Origin of the sequence: Pararhodonellum marinum, assembly GCF_015354735.1 — a bacterium.
Taxonomy (GTDB): Bacteria; Bacteroidota; Bacteroidia; order Cytophagales; family Cyclobacteriaceae; genus Pararhodonellum; species Pararhodonellum marinum.
In genome coordinates, this window is sequence record NZ_JACEFJ010000012.1 from 47,457 (window position 1) to 71,763 (window position 24,307).

Annotated in this window: 29 protein-coding genes; 10 read left to right on the forward strand and 19 right to left on the reverse strand. The window is 40.8% G+C overall.

Going from position 1 to position 24,307, the window contains the following annotated elements:
• Window positions 1–2 precede the first annotated feature (2 nt).
• The 13 genes from hisIE to H1A14_RS18435 all read right to left on the reverse strand — a co-directional run bounded on the left by hisIE (window position 3) and on the right by H1A14_RS18435 (window position 12,151).
• On the reverse strand, window positions 3–617 hold the full coding sequence (hisIE, locus tag H1A14_RS18375; RefSeq protein ID WP_194777756.1) for a bifunctional phosphoribosyl-AMP cyclohydrolase/phosphoribosyl-ATP diphosphatase HisIE: 615 nt from the start codon (window positions 615–617) through the stop codon (window positions 3–5).
• A 122-nt stretch (window positions 618–739) separates the two neighbouring features.
• Window positions 740–1,495: an imidazole glycerol phosphate synthase subunit HisF gene (gene hisF / locus H1A14_RS18380; RefSeq protein ID WP_194777757.1), complete on the reverse strand. Its 756-nt coding sequence runs from the start codon at window positions 1,493–1,495 to the stop codon at window positions 740–742.
• Between the two features lie 15 nt (window positions 1,496–1,510).
• Window positions 1,511–2,233: a 1-(5-phosphoribosyl)-5-[(5-phosphoribosylamino)methylideneamino]imidazole-4-carboxamide isomerase gene (gene hisA, locus H1A14_RS18385; protein ID WP_194777758.1), complete on the reverse strand. Its 723-nt coding sequence runs from the start codon at window positions 2,231–2,233 to the stop codon at window positions 1,511–1,513.
• Window positions 2,234–2,827: an imidazole glycerol phosphate synthase subunit HisH gene (gene hisH / locus H1A14_RS18390; protein ID WP_194777759.1), complete on the reverse strand. Its 594-nt coding sequence runs from the start codon at window positions 2,825–2,827 to the stop codon at window positions 2,234–2,236. It lies immediately after the preceding gene.
• Window positions 2,828–3,255: 428 nt separating this feature from the next.
• Window positions 3,256–4,044: a phenylalanine 4-monooxygenase gene (locus tag H1A14_RS18395; protein WP_194777760.1), complete on the reverse strand. Its 789-nt coding sequence runs from the start codon at window positions 4,042–4,044 to the stop codon at window positions 3,256–3,258.
• Window positions 4,045–4,269: 225 nt separating this feature from the next.
• Window positions 4,270–5,289, reverse strand: a complete 1,020-nt coding sequence (aroF, locus tag H1A14_RS18400; RefSeq protein WP_194777761.1) for a 3-deoxy-7-phosphoheptulonate synthase — start codon at window positions 5,287–5,289, stop codon at window positions 4,270–4,272.
• Between the two features lie 3 nt (window positions 5,290–5,292).
• Entirely contained in the window at window positions 5,293–6,069 is a 777-nt protein-coding gene (trpA, locus tag H1A14_RS18405) for a tryptophan synthase subunit alpha (protein WP_194777762.1), read from the reverse strand.
• 166 nt (window positions 6,070–6,235) lie between these two features.
• Entirely contained in the window at window positions 6,236–7,426 is a 1,191-nt protein-coding gene (gene trpB, locus H1A14_RS18410; protein WP_228527873.1) for a tryptophan synthase subunit beta, read from the reverse strand.
• A 93-nt stretch (window positions 7,427–7,519) separates the two neighbouring features.
• Entirely contained in the window at window positions 7,520–8,164 is a 645-nt protein-coding gene (locus H1A14_RS18415) for a phosphoribosylanthranilate isomerase (protein WP_194777763.1), read from the reverse strand.
• 3 nt (window positions 8,165–8,167) lie between these two features.
• Window positions 8,168–8,986: an indole-3-glycerol phosphate synthase TrpC gene (trpC, locus tag H1A14_RS18420; protein ID WP_194777764.1), complete on the reverse strand. Its 819-nt coding sequence runs from the start codon at window positions 8,984–8,986 to the stop codon at window positions 8,168–8,170.
• 9 nt (window positions 8,987–8,995) lie between these two features.
• On the reverse strand, window positions 8,996–10,006 hold the full coding sequence (trpD, locus tag H1A14_RS18425; protein WP_194777765.1) for an anthranilate phosphoribosyltransferase: 1,011 nt from the start codon (window positions 10,004–10,006) through the stop codon (window positions 8,996–8,998).
• 86 nt (window positions 10,007–10,092) lie between these two features.
• A complete protein-coding gene (locus H1A14_RS18430) occupies window positions 10,093–10,659 on the reverse strand; it encodes an anthranilate synthase component II (RefSeq protein ID WP_194777766.1) in 567 nt (188 codons plus the stop codon).
• Between the two features lie 28 nt (window positions 10,660–10,687).
• Window positions 10,688–12,151, reverse strand: a complete 1,464-nt coding sequence (locus H1A14_RS18435) for an anthranilate synthase component I family protein (RefSeq protein WP_194777767.1) — start codon at window positions 12,149–12,151, stop codon at window positions 10,688–10,690.
• A 194-nt stretch (window positions 12,152–12,345) separates the two neighbouring features.
• Between H1A14_RS18435 and H1A14_RS18440 the strand changes: the two genes are divergently transcribed.
• Window positions 12,346–12,576, forward strand: coding sequence for a hypothetical protein (locus H1A14_RS18440; protein WP_194777768.1), 231 nt, complete (start codon window positions 12,346–12,348; stop codon window positions 12,574–12,576).
• A 288-nt stretch (window positions 12,577–12,864) separates the two neighbouring features.
• On the opposite strand, the gene H1A14_RS18445 is transcribed toward H1A14_RS18440, so the two are convergent.
• Both H1A14_RS18445 and H1A14_RS18450 read right to left on the reverse strand, forming a co-directional pair.
• Window positions 12,865–13,176: a hypothetical protein gene (locus tag H1A14_RS18445; protein ID WP_228527866.1), complete on the reverse strand. Its 312-nt coding sequence runs from the start codon at window positions 13,174–13,176 to the stop codon at window positions 12,865–12,867.
• Window positions 13,177–13,266: 90 nt separating this feature from the next.
• Complete coding sequence (locus tag H1A14_RS18450; RefSeq protein ID WP_194777769.1) at window positions 13,267–13,488, reverse strand: hypothetical protein; 222 nt, start codon at window positions 13,486–13,488, stop codon at window positions 13,267–13,269.
• 104 nt (window positions 13,489–13,592) lie between these two features.
• Between H1A14_RS18450 and fsa the strand changes: the two genes are divergently transcribed.
• The 6 genes from fsa (at window position 13,593) to H1A14_RS18480 (ending at window position 17,632) form a co-directional block, all read left to right on the forward strand.
• Window positions 13,593–14,252, forward strand: a complete 660-nt coding sequence (gene fsa, locus H1A14_RS18455; protein ID WP_194777770.1) for a fructose-6-phosphate aldolase — start codon at window positions 13,593–13,595, stop codon at window positions 14,250–14,252.
• Window positions 14,253–14,347: 95 nt separating this feature from the next.
• Complete coding sequence (locus tag H1A14_RS18460; RefSeq protein WP_194777771.1) at window positions 14,348–14,551, forward strand: fructose-6-phosphate aldolase; 204 nt, start codon at window positions 14,348–14,350, stop codon at window positions 14,549–14,551.
• Window positions 14,552–14,554: 3 nt separating this feature from the next.
• Window positions 14,555–15,265 carry a cell division ATP-binding protein FtsE gene (locus H1A14_RS18465; protein WP_194777772.1) on the forward strand — a complete coding sequence of 237 codons (711 nt, stop codon included), beginning with the start codon at window positions 14,555–14,557 and terminating at the stop codon, window positions 15,263–15,265.
• A gap of 86 nt (window positions 15,266–15,351) precedes the next feature.
• Window positions 15,352–16,734 (forward strand): S41 family peptidase, encoded by a 1,383-nt coding sequence (locus H1A14_RS18470; protein ID WP_194777773.1) that lies wholly within the window; start codon window positions 15,352–15,354, stop codon window positions 16,732–16,734.
• A gap of 95 nt (window positions 16,735–16,829) precedes the next feature.
• Window positions 16,830–17,300, forward strand: a complete 471-nt coding sequence (locus H1A14_RS18475) for a GNAT family N-acetyltransferase (protein WP_194777774.1) — start codon at window positions 16,830–16,832, stop codon at window positions 17,298–17,300.
• 17 nt (window positions 17,301–17,317) lie between these two features.
• Window positions 17,318–17,632 (forward strand): antibiotic biosynthesis monooxygenase family protein, encoded by a 315-nt coding sequence (locus tag H1A14_RS18480; RefSeq protein WP_194777775.1) that lies wholly within the window; start codon window positions 17,318–17,320, stop codon window positions 17,630–17,632.
• A 190-nt stretch (window positions 17,633–17,822) separates the two neighbouring features.
• On the opposite strand, the gene H1A14_RS18485 is transcribed toward H1A14_RS18480, so the two are convergent.
• Entirely contained in the window at window positions 17,823–18,701 is an 879-nt protein-coding gene (locus tag H1A14_RS18485) for an alpha/beta fold hydrolase (protein WP_194777776.1), read from the reverse strand.
• A 248-nt stretch (window positions 18,702–18,949) separates the two neighbouring features.
• Here H1A14_RS18485 and H1A14_RS18490 point away from each other — a divergent pair, with 248 nt between their 5' ends.
• From H1A14_RS18490 to H1A14_RS18500, 3 genes are all read left to right on the forward strand, one after another.
• Window positions 18,950–19,996: a sensor histidine kinase gene (locus tag H1A14_RS18490; protein WP_194777777.1), complete on the forward strand. Its 1,047-nt coding sequence runs from the start codon at window positions 18,950–18,952 to the stop codon at window positions 19,994–19,996.
• The gene (locus tag H1A14_RS18495) at window positions 19,986–20,690 is read left to right on the forward strand and encodes a LytR/AlgR family response regulator transcription factor (RefSeq protein WP_194777778.1); all 705 of its coding nucleotides are present in this window, start codon (window positions 19,986–19,988) and stop codon (window positions 20,688–20,690) included. Before H1A14_RS18490 ends, H1A14_RS18495 begins: the two co-directional genes overlap by 11 nt.
• 131 nt (window positions 20,691–20,821) lie before the next feature.
• A complete protein-coding gene (locus tag H1A14_RS18500; RefSeq protein ID WP_194777779.1) occupies window positions 20,822–21,337 on the forward strand; it encodes a flavodoxin domain-containing protein in 516 nt (171 codons plus the stop codon).
• A 126-nt stretch (window positions 21,338–21,463) separates the two neighbouring features.
• Here H1A14_RS18500 and H1A14_RS18505 read toward each other — a convergent pair whose 3' ends face one another.
• From H1A14_RS18505 to H1A14_RS18515, 3 genes are read right to left on the reverse strand one after another with little or no spacing between them, the layout of a single operon-like run.
• Window positions 21,464–22,171, reverse strand: coding sequence for a tetratricopeptide repeat protein (locus H1A14_RS18505; RefSeq protein ID WP_194777780.1), 708 nt, complete (start codon window positions 22,169–22,171; stop codon window positions 21,464–21,466).
• Between the two features lie 12 nt (window positions 22,172–22,183).
• On the reverse strand, window positions 22,184–23,602 hold the full coding sequence (locus tag H1A14_RS18510; RefSeq protein ID WP_194777781.1) for a CCA tRNA nucleotidyltransferase: 1,419 nt from the start codon (window positions 23,600–23,602) through the stop codon (window positions 22,184–22,186).
• Window positions 23,599–24,090: a hypothetical protein gene (locus H1A14_RS18515; RefSeq protein ID WP_228527867.1), complete on the reverse strand. Its 492-nt coding sequence runs from the start codon at window positions 24,088–24,090 to the stop codon at window positions 23,599–23,601. Before H1A14_RS18515 ends, H1A14_RS18510 begins: the two co-directional genes overlap by 4 nt.
• Window positions 24,091–24,307: the final 217 nt, after the last annotated feature.

Genomic DNA, 24,307 nt, shown 5'->3' on the forward strand with positions numbered 1-24,307 from the left:
AATCAGGAATCGGCATGCCTTTGGATCAATACATCCATGACTTGATCCAGCTCATATTCCTTGGCTTCCAGAAGCACCAAAAAATGGAACAGCAAATCCGCTGCCTCTCCTAAAAACAATTCTTTGTTGTCATCTTTGGATTCGATTACAATCTCCACAGCCTCTTCACCTACTTTCTGCGCAACTTTATTGATGCCTTTTGCAAACAAATCAGAAGTGTATGACCCTGCTGTGGGGTTTTGTTTACGGTCCTTGATGATGGCCCTCAGTTGGTCAATAAAATATGTTTTGGATTCATTTTCTTCTCCAAAGCAGGTATCTTGTCCTGTGTGACAGACCGGACCTGCAGGATCTGCTTTGATCAATATGGTGTCCATGTCACAATCTACGGTCAGGGCTTTCACATGGAGAAAATTCCCGGAGGTTTCACCTTTGGTCCAAAGTCTGTTTTTCGTTCTGCTGTAGAAAGTAACCTTTTTGGTTTGCATGGTCTGATCCAAGGCTTCTTGATTCATGTAGCCTAACATCAGGACTTTATTGCTTTCCACATCCTGAATGATGGCAGGTACCAATCCATCTACTTTTTCGAAATCAATTTTCAAGTTTTCCGGGGTCATTCCTTTATTCGGCTATATTGTTGATTTGAATTACGATAAGGCTGTTACAAATAAAACCATATTTCCAAGAAACCGTTCCTTCATCGACATATTTAAGCGGTTTTGGATCAATAAGGCTCAATTTAAGGTCTAACACTGATCATTTCCTTTTCAAGAAATGCCTTTAATTCCGGAATGGGAATTTCTTTGAAATGAAAAATACTCGCGGCCAAGGCGGCATCCGCTTTCCCGAAAGTAAATACATCCCTGAAATGTGACATCTTTCCGGCACCTCCGGATGCAATCACCGGTATACTCAACTGGGCCGAAATTTCAGCTGTAATTTCATTGGCAAAACCAGCTTTGGTCCCATCATGGTCCATGGAAGTAAGGAGGATTTCACCTGCACCCCGTTCACAGACTTCCTTGGCCCATTGCTGGGTTTTTAATACGGTAGCTTGTCTTCCGCCATGGGTAAAGACAAAATCAATCCCATCCACATTTCTGGTGTCTATGGCAACTACGATACATTGGCTACCAAATTCCCTGGCCATTTCATTGATGATCTTTGGGTTTTTGGTGGCTGCTGAATTGATGGAGATTTTATCTGCTCCTGCCTGAAGCAGTATTTTGACATCCTCAATGGTTCCTATACCGCCTCCCACCGTAAATGGAATATTGATCGCTTTGGCTACTTTGGTCACCAGCTCAGCCAAGGTCTTTCTTTTATCCACGGTAGCGGTGATATCCAAAAACACCAATTCATCTGCGCCTTGGTCAGAGTATATTTTGGCTAATTCCACAGGGTCACCAGCATCTCTCAACTCTACAAAATTTACCCCTTTAACTGTTCTCCCCTCTTTGATATCCAAACAGGGAATGATTCTTTTTGTCAGCATATTGACTTTAATTTCTTATTCGTCTACAAAGGAGGCAAGCTCCGCAAGGCTGATTTTCCCTTCATAAAATGCTTTCCCTACGATGACCCCATACACTCCCAAGGCCTTCAATTCCTCTAAATCGCTTACATCTGAAACACCGCCACTGGCAATGAGTTGTATTCCAGGTGCTTCTTGAAGGATATCCTTATACAGGTCTAAGGAAGGGCCTTGAAGCAATCCGTCCTTGGCTACATCGGTGCAGATGACATATTTCAGGCCTTTGGACTGATAGCTTTTGATGAATTCGACCACATCCATGGTGGTGGTTTCCTCCCAACCCGAAATAGCAATTTTCCTGTTTTTGGCATCCGCTCCCAAAATGATTTTCTCATTTCCATAGGTCTTAAGCCAGGAATCAAAAAGTACCGGATTTTTTACCGCTATACTCCCTCCAGTCACTTGGGTGGCTTTGAGGTTAAATGCCAGTTCTATGTCATGATCAGACTGAACCCCTCCCCCAAAGTCCACCTTTAAAGCAGTATGATGGGTGATGGACCTCAATACCTCTTTGTTGATGATTTTTTTGGCTTTAGCGCCATCCAAATCAACTAAATGAAGCCTTCTAATCCCCGCATCCTCAAATTGCTTGGCCATAGCAAGCGGGCTGTCATGGTATTCCTTTTTTTGTTGATAGTCTCCCTGAGTCAGTCTGACACATTTTCCATCAATAATATCTATGGCAGGTATGATTTCCATTTATAAGCTGAGAAAGTTGTTTAAAATTTTTTGGCCCGTGGGACCGCTTTTTTCAGGGTGGGCCTGCACGGCAAAGAAATTATTCCGGTGAAGCAGAGCACTGAAATCCGAAATGTAATGGGTCCGAGCAATGGTAAATTCGCTCAGCTCTGCATAATAGCTGTGCACATAATACACATAGGCCGAATCATCCAATCCTTTCAACAAAGGCGAATTCAATTCCTGAAGGTTATTCCATCCTACATGAGGTACTTTAAACTCCCTGTAATCTTCGGGAATAAACTTTTTCACTTGAATCGGAAAGATGCCCAAACATTCCGTATCGTTCTCTTCCGAATAGGCACAAAGCAACTGAAGGCCTAGACATACTCCGAAAAATGGCTGTTTCAATTCGGGAATCAATTTATCCAGGTTTTTGGATTTGAGGTAATCCATCGCTGTACTTGCCTCTCCTTGACCCGGAAAGATGACCCTGTCTGCTTTGGAAATCAGCTCAGGGTCATCGGTCAACAATGCCTCAGCTCCCAACCGCTCCAATGCATAAAGGACAGACTGAACATTTCCTGAGTTGTATTTAATTACGGCTACCTTCATTTGACATGGAGAAACAGAAAAGTTGCCAGATTAAGTGTAAGGTCACCTGTATGGGTTTCAGTGCCAGTTGAAACCGTTTGACCCCTCATTTAGTAAAATCCGGCAACTTTAAAATTGATTAAGGTATTTATATTGGTTGAATGGTAAGTGATGTTTATTTGAATGGCTATCCGCTTCTTTGCTAGTGCCTAATATTCTTCTTCAAACGGGTCTGAAGTCCGAAGTCCTCTTCCTGTCGGCAAGCAGTGATGTACCGGATAATTTAGTTTGCTGATGAGAATTATATTGAATTACCATCTTTCTGGCATCATTTTGTACATTCATGCTTTTTCAATTTTTTGCCTTTAGCTGAAGAAACAAATGTATACCTAGCCTAAAGCGTGCTTTTTTTTGTGGAAATTCAGTGAGGCTCTTATTGCCTCAAATGCCTAATTTGATTCATCAACCGGACTATTGGCTAGCATTTCTTCCAAAACCTGTTCGATTTCCGGAACGGAATTATACAGCTGCTCATAATTGTCTATCACAAAATACTTGTCTTGAAACTTATCCTTCCAATAGGGCATGCTAAGGATTTTCCTCACATCATAGGGATGATGAGCAGGTTCTGAAGAAAGGCTGAACTTGGTTTCTCCAGCGGAACTAAGAATGCCCGCTCCATAAATTCTCAAATTTCCTTCCTCCCGGATCAGACCAAACTCAATCGTAAACCAATATATTCTGGACAAAAGCTCAATGGCATATTTGTTCTTGATGTGTTTTAGTGCAATACCTCCCAATTGTTGTAGAAAATCTACATAAGACTGATTGGTCAACATGGGCATGTGCGCAAAGGCATCATGGAACATGTCCGGCTCTTCCAAATAGTCCAACTGCTCCATTTTTCTCAACCAAGTGGACGAAGGAAAATATTTGTGCTTTAACAACCCGAAAAACAAATCATCATCGATAAGTCCTGGGACCACCTGTATGCCCCATCCGGTTGATTTGGCCAGAATTTTATTGGTTTCCTCAAAATTAGCAATTTTCTCGGAAGAGAAATTGATCTCTTTAATTCCATCTAAATAAGCTTTGGAAGCAGCACCTGGCAAATTAACAATCTGCCTTTCAAAAAGGATTCTCCATACTTCAAAATCCTCTTCGGTATATGCCGCATAATCCTGTTTCAAGGGTTTCCACCTTGGATCTTTAAATATCCAATCAGCGTTTTCTTTCATCTTGTTCAATTTATTTGGGTTTATCTCTCAAGTTAATCATACGGACACAGTCTTGGCATGTTTATCAAAAAAGCCTAATCCATTTAATCAGGTTAGGCTTTTTGCAATCATATCCCTCATGACTACCTTAACCTGATGTCTCGATTAAGGTCTCAATACCATCTTCTACGGACTGTATTCATGTCAGCAAATTAGTCATTCGGATCAATTTAAACAATGACTATGTTACAAAAGGGAAAACGTTTTGCGGAGGGCAAAGGTCTTTCTGATGTGATCGGTAAGCAGGGCACTTTGGGAGAAGTCGAGCGTCTGTTGCCCATCAGAAAATGCCTTCTCGGGACAGGAATGGGTTTCATAGATGATGCCATCAGCTCCAGCCATCACCCCGGCCAAAGCCATTTGATGGACAAATTTACGTATTCCGATGCCATGTGATGGGTCTACTACGACTGGCAAATGGGACTTGTCTTTGAGAATCGGAACCGCATTGAGGTCTAAAGTATTCCTACTTGCTTTTTCATAGGTCCTGATGCCTCTCTCACATAAAATCAGCTTTTCATTGCCTCCGGAGAAAACATATTCAGCTGATTGCAACAGTTCCTCAATGGTGCCAGAAATCCCCCTTTTTATCATGACAGGCTTGTCTATCCTGCCTAACTCATCCAATAGGTTGAAATTCTGTGTATTTCTGGCACCTACCTGATACACGTCCACATAATCATACATCTCCTCAATCTGGGAAACCTGCATCACCTCAGAAATAATTTTGATACCGGCTTCATTGGCAATAGAGTACCAGAGTTTTAAGCCTTCAATTCCCGATCCCCTAAAAGCGTATGGACTACTTCTGGGCTTGTATACCCCACCCCGCATGATTTTGATGTCATTCTCTTTGAGGTGTTGGACAATTTCCTGAATTTGAGTTTCAGATTCAATGGAACATGGACCTGCCATGATGGCCATCTCTCCATCTTGGATAAAAACCTCATTTCCCAAGTCAATGCTAGTTGGTTTAACCTTCCATTTTTTAGACACCAACTTATAGTCATCCGAAACAATGTGGATGTCCTGAATGCCTTCGTGGTGACCGAATTTTCTGATGTCAAATTCACCCTTTCCAATACCAACCAGATAAGTTCCTACTTGGGTTTTTACTTCTGTGATCTTTAAACCGACCTTATTGATTTCAAGAATCAGGCTGTCTTTTTGTTGATTGGAAATATCTTCCTTTACCTGTATGATCATATACTAGTTTTTGACTTTTTTGAGATAAGCAACTATGGCTTCTTTTTGATTTTCAGGGGTTTGACCCAGTATTTTGATAAAAGCACTGCCTATAATCGCACCATGGCTGTATTGGGAAGCTTTTTGAAATGTTTCCTGATCGGAAATACCAAAACCGATCAATCTTGGGTTTTTAAGATCCATGGCTTTCACCCTTTCAAAATAACTGATTTGTTCTTCAGTAATACCTGATTTTGCTCCGGTGATGCTGTGGGAAGAAACCATGTAGATGAACCCATTGGAGTATAGGTCAATTTCCCGGATCCTCTTTTCGCTGGTTTGGGGTGAGATTAAAAAGATGTTTCTAAGGCCATGGCTTTCAAATATTTCCTTGTACTCATCCAAGAATTGCTGCATGGGAAGGTCTGGAAGAATTAAGCCATCTACTCCTACTTCCTTGCATTTTGCGCAAAATTCCTCGACCCCGAATTGGATGATTGGATTGAGGTATCCCATCAGAACCACTGGAATATGGATAGTGGAACGCATGTCTTTAAGCTGTCCAAAAAGCATCTTCATGCTCATTCCGTTTTCCAAGGCGATAAGGTTGCTTTCTTGGATTGTAGGTCCATCGGCTATGGGATCTGAATAGGGAATCCCGATTTCTATGATGTCAGCACCTGCTTCTTCTATGGCCTCCATAATGCCTAAAGTATCCTCCAGTTTGGGATAACCGGCAGTAAAATAGATGGATAGAACCCTTTCGTTTTTAGTATGGAATAAATTATTTATTCTGTTCATTTTTATTTATTAAAACGCCGAAAAATTCAATGCTAAAATCGACCAACTCCTCTCCAAAGATTTCACCCTTTCCAAATCTTCATTCTTCATTCACAATTCCAATATCCTAAATCCAAACTCCCAAATCGTAATTTGTAATTCTAAAATCGTAAATCATAAATCCACTTCAATACCCCCCCCATTTGATATAGGTGTCCAAATCCTTGTCTCCCCTACCAGAGAGATTGATGACTATAATATCATCGGTTTTGTATTCAATCATATTTAAGGCATGGATGGCATGGGCAGTTTCAATGGCTGGGATGATGCCTTCTGTCCTGCTTAGGGCTATCCCGGCTTTCATAGCATCCTCATCCTCCACAGCCAAAAACTCAGCTCTTCCTGTATCAAACAAATGTGCGTGGACAGGCCCGATACCGGGATAATCGAGGCCTGCTGAGATCGAATGTGGTTCTGTCACCTGACCATCTTCAGTTTGCATCAGTAAGGTTTTGCTTCCATGAAGGATACCTGGAGTTCCCAAAGCGGTGGTTGCTGCTGATTTTCCGGAATGAATACCTAAACCTGCTGCTTCCACAGCAATCAGCCTGACTTGATCAAGATTGTAATAATGATAAAACGCCCCGGCTGCATTGCTGCCTCCCCCTACACAAGCCATGACAATATCCGGATTTTCGGTTCCTTCTTTGGATTTAAGTTGCCATTTGATTTCCTCGCTGATTACGGATTGAAACCGGGCCACCATCTCAGGATAAGGATGCGGGCCAACCACTGATCCTATAATGTAGTGGGTGTCCACAGGATTATTGATCCATTGCCTCATGGCCTCATTAGTGGCATCTTTTAAGGTTTTACTGCCAGATGTGGCGGGGACCACTTTGGCTCCCAAAATCCGCATGCGCTCCACATTCGGTTTTTGTCTGGCCATGTCCAATTCTCCCATATAAACCGTACAGTCCATACCCATCAGCGCACACACAGTAGCTGTAGCAACGCCATGTTGACCCGCACCTGTTTCGGCTATGATTCTTTTTTTTCCGAGCTTTTTCGCCAAAATGATCTGCCCAACAGTGTTGTTGACCTTATGTGCACCTGTATGGCATAAATCTTCCCTTTTGAGGTATATTTTTGCTTGATACTGCTCGGAAAGTCTGCTGGCAAAATAGAGCGGGGTTGGTCTTCCCACAAAATCCTTGAGAAGACTTTTGAATTCTTTTTGGAAGGATTGAGACGCTGTGATTGACTCATAGTTTTCCCTGAGTTCTTCAATATTGGGGTGTAACATCTCCGGAATGTAGGCACCTCCAAATTTCCCATAAAACCCCTTTTCGTCTACTTGTATCAATGGCTTTACCATATTCATGCACTTATATTTTTTACAGCCAAGCTGTATTTACATTTGATTATTAAATTACGTCAATTCAATATCCTTTTTAATCAATTTAACCCATCAGGAAATAGATCTTGATTGCTTGACCAAATTTGCCAATTTCTTCAATTTTGATATGTCTTTGACACCGGGAGCAATCTCGAATTTGGAATTCACATCCAATCCCGCCAATTGACCAATTTCTTTTTTTAATTTTTCTATACCGTCCCAATCTCCAAGTGCTATGCCTCCACTTATAAGAAAGGGTTTGTTTAATGGATAAGTTTTTAGCATTTCCCAATTAAATTTCTTTCCAGATCCTCCATAAGCAATCGTGTGGGTATCGAAAAGAAAATAGTCCACATGAGGTTCGAAGCCACTTAAATAACTCCAGTTAATTTGATTTCCAACCCCATAGACTTTTATTATTTTTACAGGGGTATTTTTTTTCATTTCTTGGGCATACACTGCAGACTCACCCCCATGGAGCTGAACAAAATCCAAACCAAAGCGATCAATCCTATCTAACACATCAATCATAGGCGCATTCACAAAAACACCGACCTTTACGATATGGTTTTGGGCTTTATAAAAATCAGCGTTGTCCAATCCTACAAAACGCTTGGATGGAGGATAGAAAATCAATCCCACCAAATCCGGATTGACCTGTTGGGCCAATTCCGTGATGTTCTCCTTTTCCCGCATGCCACACACTTTTAACAACATGATTTACCTCTCTTCTTTATCCAGTTTTGGCTTAACAGCCCTATATGCATTCATGAAGTTATAAGCTGCCTGATGAGGTCGACTGGCTTTCATAAAGTTCTCTCCTATCAAAAATCCATCAAATCCCATCATCTTCAGTTGAACCAAGCTTTCAGGATTAGAAAGCCCACTTTCGGAAATCTTAACAAATTCCCGGGGAATTTGCTCTACAAGCGTGTGGGAGGTCTCCAAAGACACCTCAAAGGTTTTCAAATTTCTGTTGTTCACACCTATCAAATCCAAATGAGGATTTAGAGACCTTTCAAGTTCTTCCTCTTCGTGGATTTCCAATAACACTTCAAGCCCCAACTGATGAGCAAAGGCTGCCAAATCATTGATTTGTTTCGGGTCAAGAATGGCTGCTATCAATAGGATACAATCCGCTCCTATGGACTTGGCCTCAATGATTTGATATTCATCTATCACAAAATCCTTCCTTAGAATGGGGCAGAAATTGAATTTTCGCGCCAAAGTCAGGTCTTCATTACTTCCACCGAAGAAATTTCTGTCTGTGAGTATGGACAAGGCAGAAGCACCGGACTGCATGTAGCCAATGCTTGTTTTCTCAACCGAGGCATTCATGTTTATCTCCCCTTTTGATGGAGATTTGCGTTTGAATTCAGCGATGATGCCCGTTTTATCCTTCCGTTTCACATACTTTTTCATGGAAACCGCTTGGTTTTCGAAAAAGATACTCTTTTCCAACAACTTAGTAGGAATTAGGCTCTTTCGTTCCTCGACTTCCTTGATTTTGAATTCCACTATTTTATCTAGAATATTCATAATTGTAGGTTAGGCAAACGATACTGAAGTTTTGGGATAAACCAGGGATTTAAATACCTCCAAAGCTTTCCCTGATTGAAGAGAATGCTTGGCTTTTTGAACGGCATCTTCCATGTTTAGTTCAGGATTTGCAGTATGTAAGGCTGCTCCGGCATTGGCAAGAACCACGGCTTCTTGTTCATGAGTACCCTTACCTTTGAGAATATTCTCAAATATAATTGCTGAATCTTTTACCGTATCGCCACCCTTGATGCTCTGGGGACTGATTTTGGGCAAATGAATGGATTCGGGAGAAAATACTTTCTCCCCTTTATTGGAGATTATTTTGAAATCACCAGTAAGAGAGATCTCATCATAACCATCCAAAGCATGAAGTATACTGAACTTCACTTTATTGTTTTGATAAAGGTAGGCATAAAGCCTTGCCAGTTCAAGACTGAAAACCCCGACCAATTGTTTTTTGGGGAAACTGGGATTCACCATAGGACCCAGCATGTTGAAAAAAGTCTTTACACCCAATTCTTTGCGGATGGGACCTACGTTTTTCATGGCCGGGTGAAACAATGGGGCATGTAAGAAGCAAATGCCTGCTTCATCCAGATTTTTCCTGATTTTCCCGAGATCATTGCTGAATTCAAACCCAAAATAAGCCAGCAGATTGGACGATCCACAAATGGAAGATACCCCGATGTTGCCATGTTTGGCTACTTTCTGCCCCGATGCTGCCACGATAAAAGAGGAAAGAGTAGAAATATTGAAAGTATCCTTTCCATCCCCTCCCGTACCGCAAAGATCCATGGCATCATATTCAGCGATATCAACCGGAATACACAGCTCCAGCATGGCATCCCTGAATCCTGATAATTCCTCTACAGTAATGCTCCGCATAAGGTAAACCGTTAAAAAGGCGGCTATCTGACTGGAATTGTATTGATTACTTGTGATCTTTTTAAGCACTTCCTGAGCCTGTTCCCGGCTCAGTGTTTTATGTTCAAAAAGGTGATTGAGAATGTCTTTCATGATTTGCAATCCTTTATGGTACATCTTTGGGGTGAAATACAATGACAAAGAAAAGGTACCTATTTGAAACTACTAAATTATTCAATTTAACTTTTAATCCAATTCGACATGATCCTATGCCCGTGTTCGGTCAGGATGCTTTCAGGGTGAAACTGAAGCCCACAAACTTTATGATGCGCATGCCTAACCCCCATGATTTGGCCATCTGGGGTTTTTGCGGTAACAAACAACTGTTGATCCAAGGTGGCCTCATCGATCACCCAGCTGTGGTAGCGACCAATTCGGAAAGTGTCAGGTAGCCCTTCAAACAAAATATCCTTCTGGACTTTTACAGTAGAGGCAACTCCGTGAACTACTTCTGTCAGATTGATCAAACTGCTTCCGAAGGCCTCTCCAATCCCCTGATGGCCGAGGCATATTCCCAGAATGTCTTTTTGGTCGGCATAATGCTTTAGCAATTTTGGCATGATGCCGGCGTCTGAAGGTACTCCAGGACCAGGGGAAAGTAGGATTTTATCATATTGAGCCACTGACTCCAAAGTGATTTTATCATTTCTGAAAATGTCCATGTTGGGTCCATAACCCAACTCCCTAATGATGTAGACCAAGTTATAAGTAAAGGAATCGTAATTGTCGAGTACTAAAATTTTCATCTTGTCGTAAATCCTTGTTGACGTGGTCTTAAACTTTTTCTGCCATTTTGAGCGCTACCCTTAAGGCTTCTAATTTATTGGTTACCTCCTGCAATTCACTCTCTATGGTGGATTTGGCTACGATTCCCGCCCCAGCCTGATACCGAAGTTGGTTGTTTTCAGAAACAAAAGAACGGATCAATATAGCATGGTTAAAGTCTCCATTGAATCCCAAAAACCCTATGGCTCCTCCATAAAACTTCCTACTGACATTTTCTAGGCTATCAATCAATTCCATGGCCTTGTATTTCGGTGCACCTGATAGGGTTCCTGCAGGAAAGGTATCTGCTACGAGCTGCAAAGGATTGGACTTGTCAGGCAAAACCCCTGTAACCTTAGAAACGAGATGGATGACATGGGAGTAATATTGAATTTCTTTGAATACCTCCACTTCCACCTTTTCAGAAGAGCGACTTAGATCATTTCTGGCCAAGTCCACTAGCATAACATGCTCAGAATTTTCTTTGGGGTCATCGTACAGCTTTCGCGCTAATTCTGCATCAGCTTGATCATTTCCGGTTCTTTTAAAAGTACCTGCGATAGGGTAAATGGTGGCCTTGTTGTTTTTAACCACGATCTGCGCCTCTGGGGAGCTTCCAAAAACCTTAAATGAACCGTAATCAAAATAAAACAGGTAGGGAGATGGATTAACGGATCTCAAGGCCCTATACACATTAAATTCATCCCCTTTGAACCCTGTGGTATAGACCCTGGAAAGAACAATTTGAAAAACATCACCCAGAAAGCAATGCGCTCTTCCTTTTCTAATGATGTCCAAAAACTGCCCATCGGTGTAATTGGATTCTTCTTCACCATCCATAGTGAAGCTATAACTGGGAATATTTTTGTTATTGAGCAAACTCTCGATCTGATCCAGGTCAAATTCACTTTCTATTCCATCTACATGATGTTCAAAGAGGTGCAATTCATTTTTGAAGTGATCGATTACAATGACATTTTTATAAACAGCATACTGAAGCATGGGGACATCAGATGTTTTGGTTTGTTGAAGCTTGATGTCCTCAAAATAGGAAACAGTATCGTACTGCATGTACCCAAAAAGTCCATTTGTGCTAAATTTAAAATCGTCAGATTCCACCAGAAACTTTTGTGAAAAAGACCTCAGTGCATCTATCAATCCATTATTTGCCGTTACCTCATATTTGAGTTGTTTTCCTGAAGGTAAGTTTTCCTTTACTATTCCGGCATTGAAAATAAAGGTGGAGAGAGGATTGAAGCAGATATAAGAAAAACTGTTTTCTTGACCGTGGTAATCAGAGCTTTCAAGCAAAATTGGATTGGGGTATCTATCCCTAATTTGAAGGTAAATACTCACGGGTGTTATGGTGTCAGCAAGTAACTTTTTATAATGGGTGTTAATCTTGAATTGTTCTTTCACTTTTCCTGGTTTGATGGGTATAAAAAAAGGCTTACCGGGATTCCAGCAAGCCATCAATCTTTTAAGATATCAATGATTAGGCAATAAGCAGCTGTCTTCCCTTGTTTAGAAGTTTAGCATGCCACCACCTATATTGCACTTTGATCATTTTCATTTTGATAATTGAACAAATATAGAAATGCATTTTATTTAACAAAAGTTTAATCCGAAAAAAAATTTATTAATTTTATACCCAATTCAAGGTAAACATGACCGAAGCCACGCCACGATATTTTAAAAGAATCTTTGATGATTATACTGTTTTAGTTAAAGTTAATGTAAATGACTTTTCAGGAATTGAATTGATTAAACACCCAAGCGGTCAAATCGAAAAGACCATTTTGGAATTTGATGAAGAGATTTTTGAAGACTTAGAGGTAGATGAATTTCAGCCCTGTAGTCCTTTGGAATTCAATCTGCTTCTGAAGGGTTTGGGATAAATAAATAGTTTGATGCAATCTTACTAACGAAATGTCAGTATTTAAATTCTGAGATACTCATAGATATTGGATATCCATTGATATTTATTGAAAAGGAACTCCCCCAGTTAGAATCCCTAGACTCAGAGTCAGATATATAGCTATTCACAAAGTGGCAGCCACTCAAAAAAAATGCCTTGATTTTACACCAAGGCATTGAATGAAAATTAATATGGGAAGCAACCTCTAAGGTATTCCAAGGCTTATAAATCAGCATAAAGACCAAGCCTTAAAGATATAAGTATTCTTTTATCTAGGTCGATTGTTTGGGATGGTTCCATCAGGGTTTGGTTGATTTTGCATCCATACTGGAATGATTTCCCGCTCTTCGACATTGACTAATTTTCTGTCTTGGAAGGTAATCAAAACATAGAAGCGTTCATCCCTTTGGATTCTGTAAATTTTACCATTGTCCTCCAAACTGCTAATCCTTGCATCACTATTTTGTCTAAGGAAACGGTTCTCACTCATTCCCATCCAAAATTCATCTCTTGGAGTGAAAATTGCGCATGAGCCCAATAAAAAGCTGATGGCCAGTATAAGAAAGGTATTTTTCATCATTATCAAATTAAATAATTCTATAATTGGTTCGGTTTCCCTCTAAGATGAACAAATATGTTGCCACAAAATTTTGATTTGAGCCTCAGTCACTTATTCATTAAACATTGCAAAAATAATCTCAATTTTTGTAATCGGAGAATATTGACTTACATTTGTAGCCGGCGGCACGACCAGCTCCTGCTGAATCCCCCAGGTCTTGACGGAAGCAAGGGTAAGCGGTCGTAGCGGTGCGATGCCGCCTCTTTTTTTAATCTGCTTGCATTCGCCATCCAGTTTCCTTTTTACATAAGAAAATAGGTAATTTGCCTTCATATTGAGGGTTCAACAAACTTATTCCTCTATTCTAGTCCACTGGCTTCAAATTCTTAATTAATCGTTTAACTTTGTGTCATCACAAATCAAAACCTATTTATCCAATGAAATTCTTTATTGATACAGCAAATCTTGATGAGATCAGGGAAGCCTATGATCTTGGTGTGCTAGACGGCGTCACCACTAACCCTTCTCTAATGGCCAAAGAAGGCATTACAGGACAGGAAAACATCATCGAACACTACAAAGCCATTTGCGACATCGTAGATGACAAAGTGAGTGCAGAGGTCATAGCGACGGATTACGACGGTATCATCAAGGAAGGTCTGTCATTGGCAAAGCTGGATGATAAAATTGTGGTAAAAGTACCGATGATCAGGGACGGGGTGAAAGCCATAAAGTATTTTTCCAATGAAGGCATCAGAACCAATTGCACTTTGGTCTTTTCAGCAGGACAAGCGATATTGGCAGCGAAAGCAGGTGCCACTTACCTTTCTCCGTTTCTAGGCAGATTGGACGACATTTCTTACGACGGACTCGATTTGATCGAACAAATTGTACATATTTATCAAACCTACGGATTTGCCACTGAAGTCTTGGCAGCCTCAATCAGACACACCATGCATTTGATCAAATGTGCAGAATTGGGTGCTGATGTAGTAACCTGCCCCTTAAAAGTCATTACCGGTCTATTAAAACACCCTTTGACAGATTCAGGTCTCGCTACCTTTTTGGCTGACCATGCCAAAGCGGCTGGAAAATAATTCAGTTTAAAAACGGAAGGAAAATACTTGATAGGTTTTCCCTCCGTTTTTTTCGAAGAAAGATGAAATCAAAACGTCTTCAATAAGTCCTTCACATGTATATCATCAAAGTCAAAGGAAAAGCAAAGATTCCGGATTATATTCAAATCAGAGACGAAAACTTTGTTCTTGTGGCCTATTTTAGGGCTGACAGGCCGATGAAAAACATGGAAAAATTTGGATTGGAAGGCAAGGAAGCTGAGATGGAATCACTGATCCAATCTCTTCCATTTGGCAAATTGCAAAAATTAGATCTTTAACCCATGGTGTTTTCCAGTGATCCTGTTGTAAAAGTAGAAAAAGCCTGCATCTTTCAAGGCATGAATGCGATTTTGCAAGATGTGTCCTTCAGTATTGAAAAGGATGAATTTATTTTTTTGATTGGAAGAACGGGAAGTGGGAAAAGCTCCCTCCTAAAGACGCTCTATGCAGATCTGACCTTACATATGGGGGAAGCCGAGATAGCTGGATTTAACCTAAAAGGCATCAAAAGCAAAGATATACCCTATTTAAGGAGAAAGTTGGGCATTGTCTTTCAGGACTTTCAATTGTTCAATGACAGAAGTGTTGCCGAAAACCTCTATTTTGTCATGAAGGCCACGGGATGGAAGGACAAAACAAAAATGAAAACCAAGATGGCCGAAGTCCTGATGCGGGTAGGACTTGGTTCGGCAGCGACCAAAATGCCCCATCAACTTTCGGGGGGTGAACAGCAACGTGTGGTAATTGCAAGGGCATTGTTGAATGATCCCATCATTCTATTGGCTGATGAACCTACAGGTAACCTGGACCCGGATGTAGCAGATGGTATTTTTAAACTTTTTCAGGACATCAACAAACAAGGCACTGCTATTTTAATGGCCACCCACAATTATGACTTGTTGAGAAAATACCCATATCGGGTATTGAAATGCGAAAAGGGCGTATTATTAGACAGCAAAACAGCCGATATTAGCCTCAATACTTCTATATAGCAAACCCATCTTTTTTGGCTCAATTTTCGTATCTACAAAAACTAATTCATTATTTTGCCTGTTATTGATTTGCTAAAGATATATTTATGAAAACCAAAAACTACTTGTGGTTTGCATTTGGATTGGTCCTTTTGGCTTTTACCTCATGCAACCAAGACGACCAGCCCCAGCAACCTCCTCAAGGATTAACTTTAAATGAAGAAATCAATACCTGGATCCAAGATGTCATGGATCAAGTTTATTATTTTTTGGAGGACATGAGGCCACCTATTTCTAAAACCGCTGACCCTGAGGCCTATTTTGATGCGCTGCTCGCCAATCAGGATCAATTTTCAGTGATCTATCCGGACTTTCAAGAGCTCATGAATTCTCTGCAAGGAATAGAAACCGAAGCTGGATATGAATTTATCTTGAGAGGAAACCAACAAAACAATGATGTGATTGCAGAAGTGACCTATATCAAACGGGGAAGCCCTGCAGCTGGATTGGACATTAAAAGAGGAGACAGGATCACCCAGTTTAATGGAAGGGGCATCAACCAAAACAATTTCAGAGAATTCCTGAATGAAATCAGAACGCCCCATAGCATAGATTATTTAAGATTTGATGAGAGTGTCGGGGGATTTGTTCCTAAGCCTACTTTGGATGTCAGCACATCAATCGTTTCTGAAAACCCTAACTTTTTGGACACAATCTATACCGTTGGCAATCAAAAAATTGGTTATGTCGTTTATCATTTTTTTGCCCCGGGAACAGAGTCTGATCCAAACCGCTTTGATGCAGAAATGGACAATATCTTTGGACATTTAAAATCGCAGGGAATAAACCACCTCATCGTAGACTTCAGATACAACAGTGGTGGATTTGTGTCAAGTGCAGTCAATTTGGCCAGCTTGATCGGTCCAGGGGTTTCTTCCAGTGATATTTTTTCGAAAACCAAATACAACAGTTTTCTATCTCAATTTTCAGATTTCCAAAATGTCCAGACCCGATTTAGAGATAAGTCCCCGAACTTAGGCAATACGCTTTCTGACAACAGATTGTATGTGCTTACTACCTCTCGGACTGCCTCTGCAAGTGAGTTGATCATCAATGGTTTAAGGCCATATATGGATGTATTCCTTATAGGTACCAGGACCGTGGGAAAAAACCTAGGTTCCGTACCTATAGACGATGATGAAAATCCCGAAAACAATTATGGCCTTTTGCCCATTATTTCACAAAGCTTTAACAGTCTAGATGAATCAGATTATGGGGATGGTTTTGTGCCGGATATTGAAGTCAATGAATTAAGCGAAAGACTTTTGCCCTTTGGGGATACCAATGACATCCTTCTACGCACCGCCATATCCCAAATCACCGGAGAACCAAGTTTGGAACGCTTTCAACAATGGGATCCCAGTGAACTGGGCAGTACCATGGACCGGAAAATCAGATCGGGTAAGTTGATAGAAACCTTGGAAAAATAATTCAGATAAAGGAGCTTTCGAGCTCCTTTTTTTAGTTATTTTGGTCTGTGCTTTGCAAATTGCAGGCAAAACCCAGTAACTAAAAAACCTGAATTATGGAAGATTATTTGATCCGGGAATGCAAAGAAAATGACCTCCCAGAACTTGTTGAACTCTGTGCCAAACACGCAGCCCATGAAAAAGCTGAATACCAAAAAGATGGCAAACTAGAAGGATTGAAAGAGGGGATTTTTGGTCAACCCAAAAAGCTTCACTGTTGGGTGATCGAAGTGGAGGGTAAGGTAGAAGGCTACGCAAGTTATACCATTGATTTTTCCACTTGGGATGCTGCCCCTTTTCTCTACATGGATTGCCTTTACATCAATGAAAGTCAAAGAGGCAAAGGAATTGGCAAAGACCTGATGAAAAAAATCCAACAGGTAGCCCAAGAAAAAAATTGCGTCAACATTCAGTGGCAAACCCCAGAATTCAATGTCAGGGCCATTAAATTTTACGTGGGAATCGGAGGTCTAGGCAAACAAAAGATGCGGTTTTTTATGGATCCCCATGAAGTGAGTCAATTCTAGCTAATTTCAGGGAAAATATGTCCATTGCCCTCACGCCTGAACCCCCATATTACGCTGTCATCTTCACTTCCATCAGGAAAGAAGATTCAACGTTTTATGATGAAACCGCCGCTAAAATGGAGGAATTGGTTTTAAAACAACCAGGATATCTGGGACATGAACATGCACGGGAGGATATAGGCATTACGGTTTCCTATTGGGCCAGTTTGCAGGCCATCAAAGACTGGAAAGACCAAACAGATCACCAGATGGCTCAGAACAAAGGCAAGTCCGACTGGTACCGACATTACAAAATCCGCATCTGTAAGGTAGAAAAAGAATACGGGATGTAAATGAATCTGACTTTATAAAGGGTTTCATAGAGGGGTTCTGACTAATCCCCATATTTTAGGATATTGGGATATTACCTAAGTCTTATGATTATTTGTTGGGTTGATGTTTAGGGTTCTGGATGCTGTTAGAGACAAACCCTTTCTTGGCTTATCAAGAAAGGGTTTGTTTTTTGTATGAGAAAGAAAAGTGTCAATCAGCCAAAAATGCATCCACTTCGTCGAAAAACCATTGGGGTTCATCATAGAACACAAAGTGGTAGCCTTTTTCAGCCAAAGCGATTTTCACATCGGCCACATCTTTCATTTGAGCTTCGTATCCAGTCATCACAGAGGCCTTTGTTGCACCATAATTTTGATACGCTGCCCAAGCTCCAAAAAGCAAGACCGGTTCTTTGATCTGATGCATGAGGGGTCGAATATCTGTGGTGAACATCTCGCCATAGGCTTGGCCGGTCACCTTTGGATGGCTTGCCATCCCCATTTCCACCACTTCTTCCCTCCTGTTTTCTGTGGCAATCATGGTCGCTACGATCATTTCCTGATTGGCCCTTGCACCAGATTCATCCATATTGGCAAAGGAAGCGGTCATGCTTTCTACAATCGGTTTGGCTGATTCTGGTGTGATACCCGGCATCTGTAAGACAGGGAAATATGGCACTCCGTCAATAGAGATGATTTTACCAAACAATCCGGGTGCTTCAGCGGCCGCCCAAAGAGAAATAAATCCCCCCATGCTATGGCCCATCAAAATGGGTTTTTGCAGTTGGTTTCCTTTAACATAGCCGATCAATTCATCCTTGAGCTGCTCCAAGTAGTGGTCACTTTCCACATACTCTTTGTTGCCGAAGCCCTTTACATGGACTAGGTGCAATTCATAGTCTGGACTGTACCGAGCTACCACATCTTTCCAAACTGCAGAGGAGGAAGACATGCCATGGATGAGGATCATCGGATTTCCCTTTCCGACGACGCTGGTTTCCATCAATTGTTGGGCATGGCTCGGGATAAAATTCCCGATAAAGATCAGTAAAAGTGCGACTTTGATCCATTTGATTTTTTCAGTTTTCATGGTTTTAATGTTTTGTTGATGAACCAAAATTGCATTCCCCATTTCAGCTACAAAAATTTTATTGACCATTGGTTTCATCCCATTGACGAAATGGTTTAATTCAGCTGATTATCGTAAATCCGAGCTTTTCAACCATTTTGACTGAAGGTTAGACAGGTTATCCAGCAATTCCTACAATTGCTCTCAGAAATCCAACAGATGGTCAATTAATTTGGTAACTATTGCTTGCGGAGAATTAAATTAGCCTTATGAAAAATTGGAAACGGATGATCAATAGCCTGTACCGATATAAAATCCACCATTTTGTATTTTGGTTGGGCTACTTTGCATTTTGGATGTTTGTTTACAAAGACTTCTACCAAAGTCTTTATACTTTGTTTAAAGTGACGGGGCTTTATTTCATGGCCCATGCAGGGCTTTATTATTTCTCTCAATATGTTCTCCTTCCTAAAATCTTAAAACCCTACAACCCTTGGCTGTTTATTTTGGCTTTCCTGCTGACTGCATTTTTAGCCAGCGCCGCTATGTATTTGACCATTCCATTGGTATTGGAAAGACAGGCTACGGACATTTTCAACAGTTCAGCCACCACGGTGCTATTTATCTTCTTTTTTTCCAACCTCTCCATGGTGGGACTACTCCTTGGTGCAAAAGCCATTTTCACCTCCCGCCAGAACAAAAGGAAAATGGAGCGGATGGAAAAAGAAAGGCTGGAAAGTGAGCTACAGTACCTCAAAGCTCAGGTAAATCCCCATTTTCTTTTCAATACCATCAATTCAGTCTATGTCCTGATCAAAATTGATCCGGATAGGGCCTCTGACACCTTAATCAAACTTTCTGAATTGTTGAGGGCACAACTTTATGAATTCACAGGGGAAAACATTACCATAGAAAAGGAAATTGAATACCTGGAAAATTACATTGCATTGGAAAAGCTGAGAAAGGGAGAACGCCTCCACGTCACTTTTGAGAAAGATCAATCAATGAAGGGATTTAAAATCCCGCCGCTTATGTTAATTCCTTTTTTGGAAAATTGTTTCAAGCACCTATCCAGTCATCAGGATAAAAAAAACGAGGTAACCATAAGGCTTAAATTTGACAACGAACGGTTTGAAGCCAACTTCCAAAACACCAAAGACAATCACCAAACTATATCCAGAGAATTCGGAGGTTTGGGATTGAAAAACATCAAAAGAAGACTGGAATTACTTTATCCTGGTGCTTACAAGTTGGAATTGAAGGATTTGGGAGACAAATTTAACGTTCATTTAGCCATCGATATCCATGGAAAGTAGATTAAAAACCATCATTGTAGAAGATGAACCACTAGCACGAGAGGGCCTAGCCAGCTATATCAGGGAAGTTGCTTACCTGGAACTATGCGATTCTTGCGAAAATGCGCTTTTGGCCTATGAAGCTTTGAAAACCCATGAACCAGACCTTATTTTTCTGGATATACAGATGCCAAAGCTGACTGGCATAGATTTTCTTAAAACCCTTTCCCATGCTCCATTGGTGATTTTCACCACTGCTTATCCTAATTATGCGCTGCAGGGATTTGATTTGGATGTGGTAGATTACCTGGTAAAACCCTATCCCTTTGACCGGTTTTTAAAAGCGGTCAATAAAGCCCGTGAACTTCATGAATTAAAAAATGGCGCATTGGCAAATACACCTTCAAAGACCTTCATCTTCGTAAAAACCGACCAGAAATTTGAAAAAATCAACTTTTCAGAGATACTTTTTGTAGAGGGAATGGAAAACTATGTAAAAATCCACACGCTTAAGGCGAGTTATGTTACGATGATGACCTTGAAAAACATTGAGGCGATACTCCCCACAGAAAATTTTATTAGGACCCATAAAAGTTATTTGGTTGCCATTCCAAAAATCAATGCCATAGTGGGCAATGAATTGCTGATAGAAAACACAAAAATCCCAATCAGCCGACAAAAAAGACAGGAAGTTTTGGATCGCTTGATGGGATAAGGTCCGTTTTTCAATTTTATTTTTGTCACATCCTTCAATTCTTACCGCTCAAACTCAATTATCTGATGTTTATCATGTTTTTTTATTCTGGAAAGCCTTAACTTTATCCTACACGATAACCCAGAAGCGCTATGAATCAAACTGCCATCATATTTGCCACCAGGAAGGGAGGCACCAGACGAATCGTCCAGAAACTGAAAGATGCGATCGACACTGAAAATGTAGACCTCATTGACCTCAAAGAAAACACAGATCCAGACCTTGCGCCCTATCAGGCTGTGATCTTGGGTGGTCCCGTGTATGCAGGGAAATTGTTTCCTCCTGTATATGATTTTGCGGTGGCACACGAGCAGTCGTTGATGAATAAAAAGCTGGGACTTTTTCTATGCGGGATGAACGAACCTGAATTTGATGCGCAAATGGAAAGGTCCTTTTCTGAAAACTTAAGAAATCGTGCCGTAAGCAGACAGATTTTGGGCGGAGAATTTGATTTTTCCAAATTGAACTGGATTGAAAGGTTCCTGATCAAAAGGATCACCGGCATCAAAAAAACCACCCAAAAATACCGACAGGATTGCATCGATAAACTTGTCGATGCATTTAAGGTCAATGACACTATGGAAAAATCAGTGGTAAATGAAAGCTGAAATTTGAAATTGATTCATTATTTGAATTTCATTTTCTTTCATATACCTAAAGAAACTTATTGAACCAATGAGCAAAAAAAAGCCAACCTGTTCCCAGATTGGCTTTTAAGTTAAAATTTCTCACTATCAGTTGATTTCTTTCATGTTGTCCATGGCAATTTCAAAACCAGGATTAAGCGCAAGAGCTTCTTCAAATGCTTTTTTGGCTTCTTCATTGATTCCTTGATCTTTATAAATCAAACCTTTGAGATTCAATGCTGCTGCCCTCATGGTGATTTCCTGTGTTTTGTTGTCTTTGGTGGGGAAAGCCAGTTTGTCTTCACTGGATTTTTTGTTTTTGATCAACATATCAATGGAATTCATTGACTCATCATACTTCTTCAGGGAATACTGTAAATAAGCTGCTTTATAAAGGCTAAACAAATCTCCAGATAACAGGTGAAGGGATTCAAAATGAGGCAAAGCCCTATCCAATGCACCTAGCTGTTCCAAGGAAAAAGCAGCAATTTCAAGCGCTGTTACGCTCTTGTCATTGACTTCAAGAATATCAAGAGACACCAATGCTGCCGAACCGAATTGCTCAGATTCAAAATACAAGGACGCCAATAATTCAGGATATCGGGTGTTGTTTGGGTTCCTGGTCATCAGGTCATACAACTTGGCCTTGGCTACGGAAATGTCATTGTAGCGCATGGCCAGTTGATAAACGCGCTGATCCTGTTCGTTTCTTTGCTTGTTGCTATCTGTGCTTGCAGGCGGGTTGCTTTCCTGTGCAAAGCTGCCAAAACTCATCCCTACCAGGATAAGGGTAATCATTTTCCATTTACTGATCATTTTTTTGATGGGTTATTCTTTTTTGATTAAGCCTTTTTCGGCCGCTAATTTATACATAAACTCGATAGCTTCCGATTTATTATTCTGAATTTGCCCTTCCAATATGGCCTCCTTGATCTCTTCTTTAATTACGCCTACTATTTTGGAAGGTTGCAAGTTAAACATTTCCATGATTTCTTCACCGGATACAGGGGGCTGAAAATTCCTTACCTGATCCAGTTCTTCCACCTCCTTCATTTTCTGTTCCACTTTGTCAAAATTACCCAAAAATCTTTTGACTTTGTTGTTGTTTTTGGAAGTTATGTCGGCCCTACACAATAGCATAAGATCTTCCACATCGTCTCCCGCATCGAACAAAAGCCGTCTGATCGCGGAATCCGTCACCTTATCGTTGACCAAGGCAATGGGTCTTAAATGTAATCTGACCAGCTTCTGCACATACTTCATCCTTTCGTCCATGGGCAATTTCAACCTCCTGAAAATGGCCGGTGTCATCCTCGCACCTTTATCTTCATGCCCATGAAAAGTCCAACCCACTTTGTTGTTGTATCTTTTTGTAGGTGGTTTTCCAATGTCATGCATGACGGCTGCCCAACGAAGCCAAAGGTCATCAGTGGTTGCACAGATGTTGTCCAATACCTGCAGGGTATGATAAAAATTGTCTTTGTGGGACTTGTCCCCTACAGAATCCACTCCTTGCAATTCCACCATTTCCGGAAAAAACTGGTGGAGCAGCTTGCTTACAAAAAGAAGTTTGAAGCCATAAGAGGGTTTATCAGTAAGCATGATTTTGTTCAATTCATCAATAACCCTTTCCATACTTACTATGGACAACCTGTCGGTATTTCTGATGATGCTGTCAAAAGTATCAGGGTCAATGTCAAAATTAAGCTGGGCAGCAAACCTGATGGCCCGCATCATCCTCAATGGATCGTCGGAAAAGGTAAGGTCTGGGTCAGCAGGGGTTTTGATTATTTTTCTCTTCAGGTCATTCAAGCCATCAAATGGGTCCACAAGCTCCCCAAAATTTTCTTTGTTTACAGAAATCGCCATGGCATTGATTGTAAAATCACGCCTTTCTTGATCTTCCTTTAAGGTTCCATCTTCCACAATGGGCTTTCTTGATTCACTTCGGTATGATTCCTTTCTGGCCCCTACAAATTCCACCTCCCATTCACCCAGTTTGATCATGGCTGTTCCGAAGTTTTTAAACACCGACACCGGTACATGTTCCTCAAAACTATCGGCTACCTTCTGGGCAAGGTTTATTCCACTCCCCACACAAACAAAATCAATGTCTTTGCTTGGTCTTTTCAAAATAAGGTCCCTGACATAGCCACCCACCACATAAGTTTCGAGCCCCATTTTATCTGCACAAGCCCCTACCCGCTTAAAAATAGCTACATCATCCAATTCTGCTTTCAGATTCATGCTTTCAGTATTTTCACATCTCCCTCTGGGCTCAGAATCATTTCTTTGGTACCGGCACTCAGCAAGGGAAAATATTCCTGTGTTTCAAAATCAGCTATTTTATCTTCTTCGTATTGGACAATCAGGGGCTGCCCAAAATTGAACAACAATTTTTTCCAAAAAGGCTGTCTGATCAAGGCAAAACGAAGCATCCCATCCTGAATGGGACCTTGTGTCCATATCCGGTTGACCGGACTATGGTAAATGGTGGGTTTGGTCGCAAACTCTACTATATCCAAGGAAACTTCGGAAAAGGGCTCTGCAAGTGTACGGATCTGAAAAAGGTCGAAAAGTAAAAATATGCCCTCCGCCTGGTCATTATTTGGATTCCATACAGATGCTGCCAAAAGGGTAATCACCTTTCCATGCCCTTCTTTGATGGTCACCCTACCTGAATCCCGGAGTTTTTTTACAACTTCTTTGCTTTCCACCTGATCAATTTTTGCCAAAAATAAGCCGAATTCCTGATAGGAAGGCAATTTGACCTTTCCTTATTTGTCCTTTTCTATTATAAAGTTTATTATGGAAGTCAAAAGCCTGAAAATAACTGCCTCTAAATTTTCAAAGCAACATCAAGCTTGTCCGGCTTTTGGTGCTTTAAAAGACCATATTATAAAGAGGTTTTTTTTTAAAAAGATATATTGCATAAATTCCCTTTCCTGAATA

Coding starts and splice junctions, on each gene's coding strand:
- hisIE (WP_194777756.1), bottom strand. CDS start 617: ATGACCCCGGAAAACTTGAAAATTGATTTCGAAAAAGTAGATGGATTG.
- hisF (WP_194777757.1), bottom strand. CDS start 1,495: ATGCTGACAAAAAGAATCATTCCCTGTTTGGATATCAAAGAGGGGAGA.
- hisA (WP_194777758.1), bottom strand. CDS start 2,233: ATGGAAATCATACCTGCCATAGATATTATTGATGGAAAATGTGTCAGA.
- hisH (WP_194777759.1), bottom strand. CDS start 2,827: ATGAAGGTAGCCGTAATTAAATACAACTCAGGAAATGTTCAGTCTGTC.
- H1A14_RS18395 (WP_194777760.1), bottom strand. CDS start 4,044: ATGAAAGAAAACGCTGATTGGATATTTAAAGATCCAAGGTGGAAACCC.
- aroF (WP_194777761.1), bottom strand. CDS start 5,289: ATGATCATACAGGTAAAGGAAGATATTTCCAATCAACAAAAAGACAGC.
- trpA (WP_194777762.1), bottom strand. CDS start 6,069: ATGAACAGAATAAATAATTTATTCCATACTAAAAACGAAAGGGTTCTA.
- trpB (WP_228527873.1), bottom strand. CDS start 7,426: ATGGTAAAGCCATTGATACAAGTAGACGAAAAGGGGTTTTATGGGAAA.
- H1A14_RS18415 (WP_194777763.1), bottom strand. CDS start 8,164: ATGTTGTTAAAAGTGTGTGGCATGCGGGAAAAGGAGAACATCACGGAA.
- trpC (WP_194777764.1), bottom strand. CDS start 8,986: ATGAATATTCTAGATAAAATAGTGGAATTCAAAATCAAGGAAGTCGAG.
- trpD (WP_194777765.1), bottom strand. CDS start 10,006: ATGAAAGACATTCTCAATCACCTTTTTGAACATAAAACACTGAGCCGG.
- H1A14_RS18430 (WP_194777766.1), bottom strand. CDS start 10,659: ATGAAAATTTTAGTACTCGACAATTACGATTCCTTTACTTATAACTTG.
- H1A14_RS18435 (WP_194777767.1), bottom strand. CDS start 12,151: ATGGCTTGCTGGAATCCCGGTAAGCCTTTTTTTATACCCATCAAACCA.
- H1A14_RS18440 (WP_194777768.1), top strand. CDS start 12,346: ATGACCGAAGCCACGCCACGATATTTTAAAAGAATCTTTGATGATTAT.
- H1A14_RS18445 (WP_228527866.1), bottom strand. CDS start 13,176: ATGATGAAAAATACCTTTCTTATACTGGCCATCAGCTTTTTATTGGGC.
- H1A14_RS18450 (WP_194777769.1), bottom strand. CDS start 13,488: ATGAAGGCAAATTACCTATTTTCTTATGTAAAAAGGAAACTGGATGGC.
- fsa (WP_194777770.1), top strand. CDS start 13,593: ATGAAATTCTTTATTGATACAGCAAATCTTGATGAGATCAGGGAAGCC.
- H1A14_RS18460 (WP_194777771.1), top strand. CDS start 14,348: ATGTATATCATCAAAGTCAAAGGAAAAGCAAAGATTCCGGATTATATT.
- H1A14_RS18465 (WP_194777772.1), top strand. CDS start 14,555: ATGGTGTTTTCCAGTGATCCTGTTGTAAAAGTAGAAAAAGCCTGCATC.
- H1A14_RS18470 (WP_194777773.1), top strand. CDS start 15,352: ATGAAAACCAAAAACTACTTGTGGTTTGCATTTGGATTGGTCCTTTTG.
- H1A14_RS18475 (WP_194777774.1), top strand. CDS start 16,830: ATGGAAGATTATTTGATCCGGGAATGCAAAGAAAATGACCTCCCAGAA.
- H1A14_RS18480 (WP_194777775.1), top strand. CDS start 17,318: ATGTCCATTGCCCTCACGCCTGAACCCCCATATTACGCTGTCATCTTC.
- H1A14_RS18485 (WP_194777776.1), bottom strand. CDS start 18,701: ATGAAAACTGAAAAAATCAAATGGATCAAAGTCGCACTTTTACTGATC.
- H1A14_RS18490 (WP_194777777.1), top strand. CDS start 18,950: ATGAAAAATTGGAAACGGATGATCAATAGCCTGTACCGATATAAAATC.
- H1A14_RS18495 (WP_194777778.1), top strand. CDS start 19,986: ATGGAAAGTAGATTAAAAACCATCATTGTAGAAGATGAACCACTAGCA.
- H1A14_RS18500 (WP_194777779.1), top strand. CDS start 20,822: ATGAATCAAACTGCCATCATATTTGCCACCAGGAAGGGAGGCACCAGA.
- H1A14_RS18505 (WP_194777780.1), bottom strand. CDS start 22,171: ATGATCAGTAAATGGAAAATGATTACCCTTATCCTGGTAGGGATGAGT.
- H1A14_RS18510 (WP_194777781.1), bottom strand. CDS start 23,602: ATGAATCTGAAAGCAGAATTGGATGATGTAGCTATTTTTAAGCGGGTA.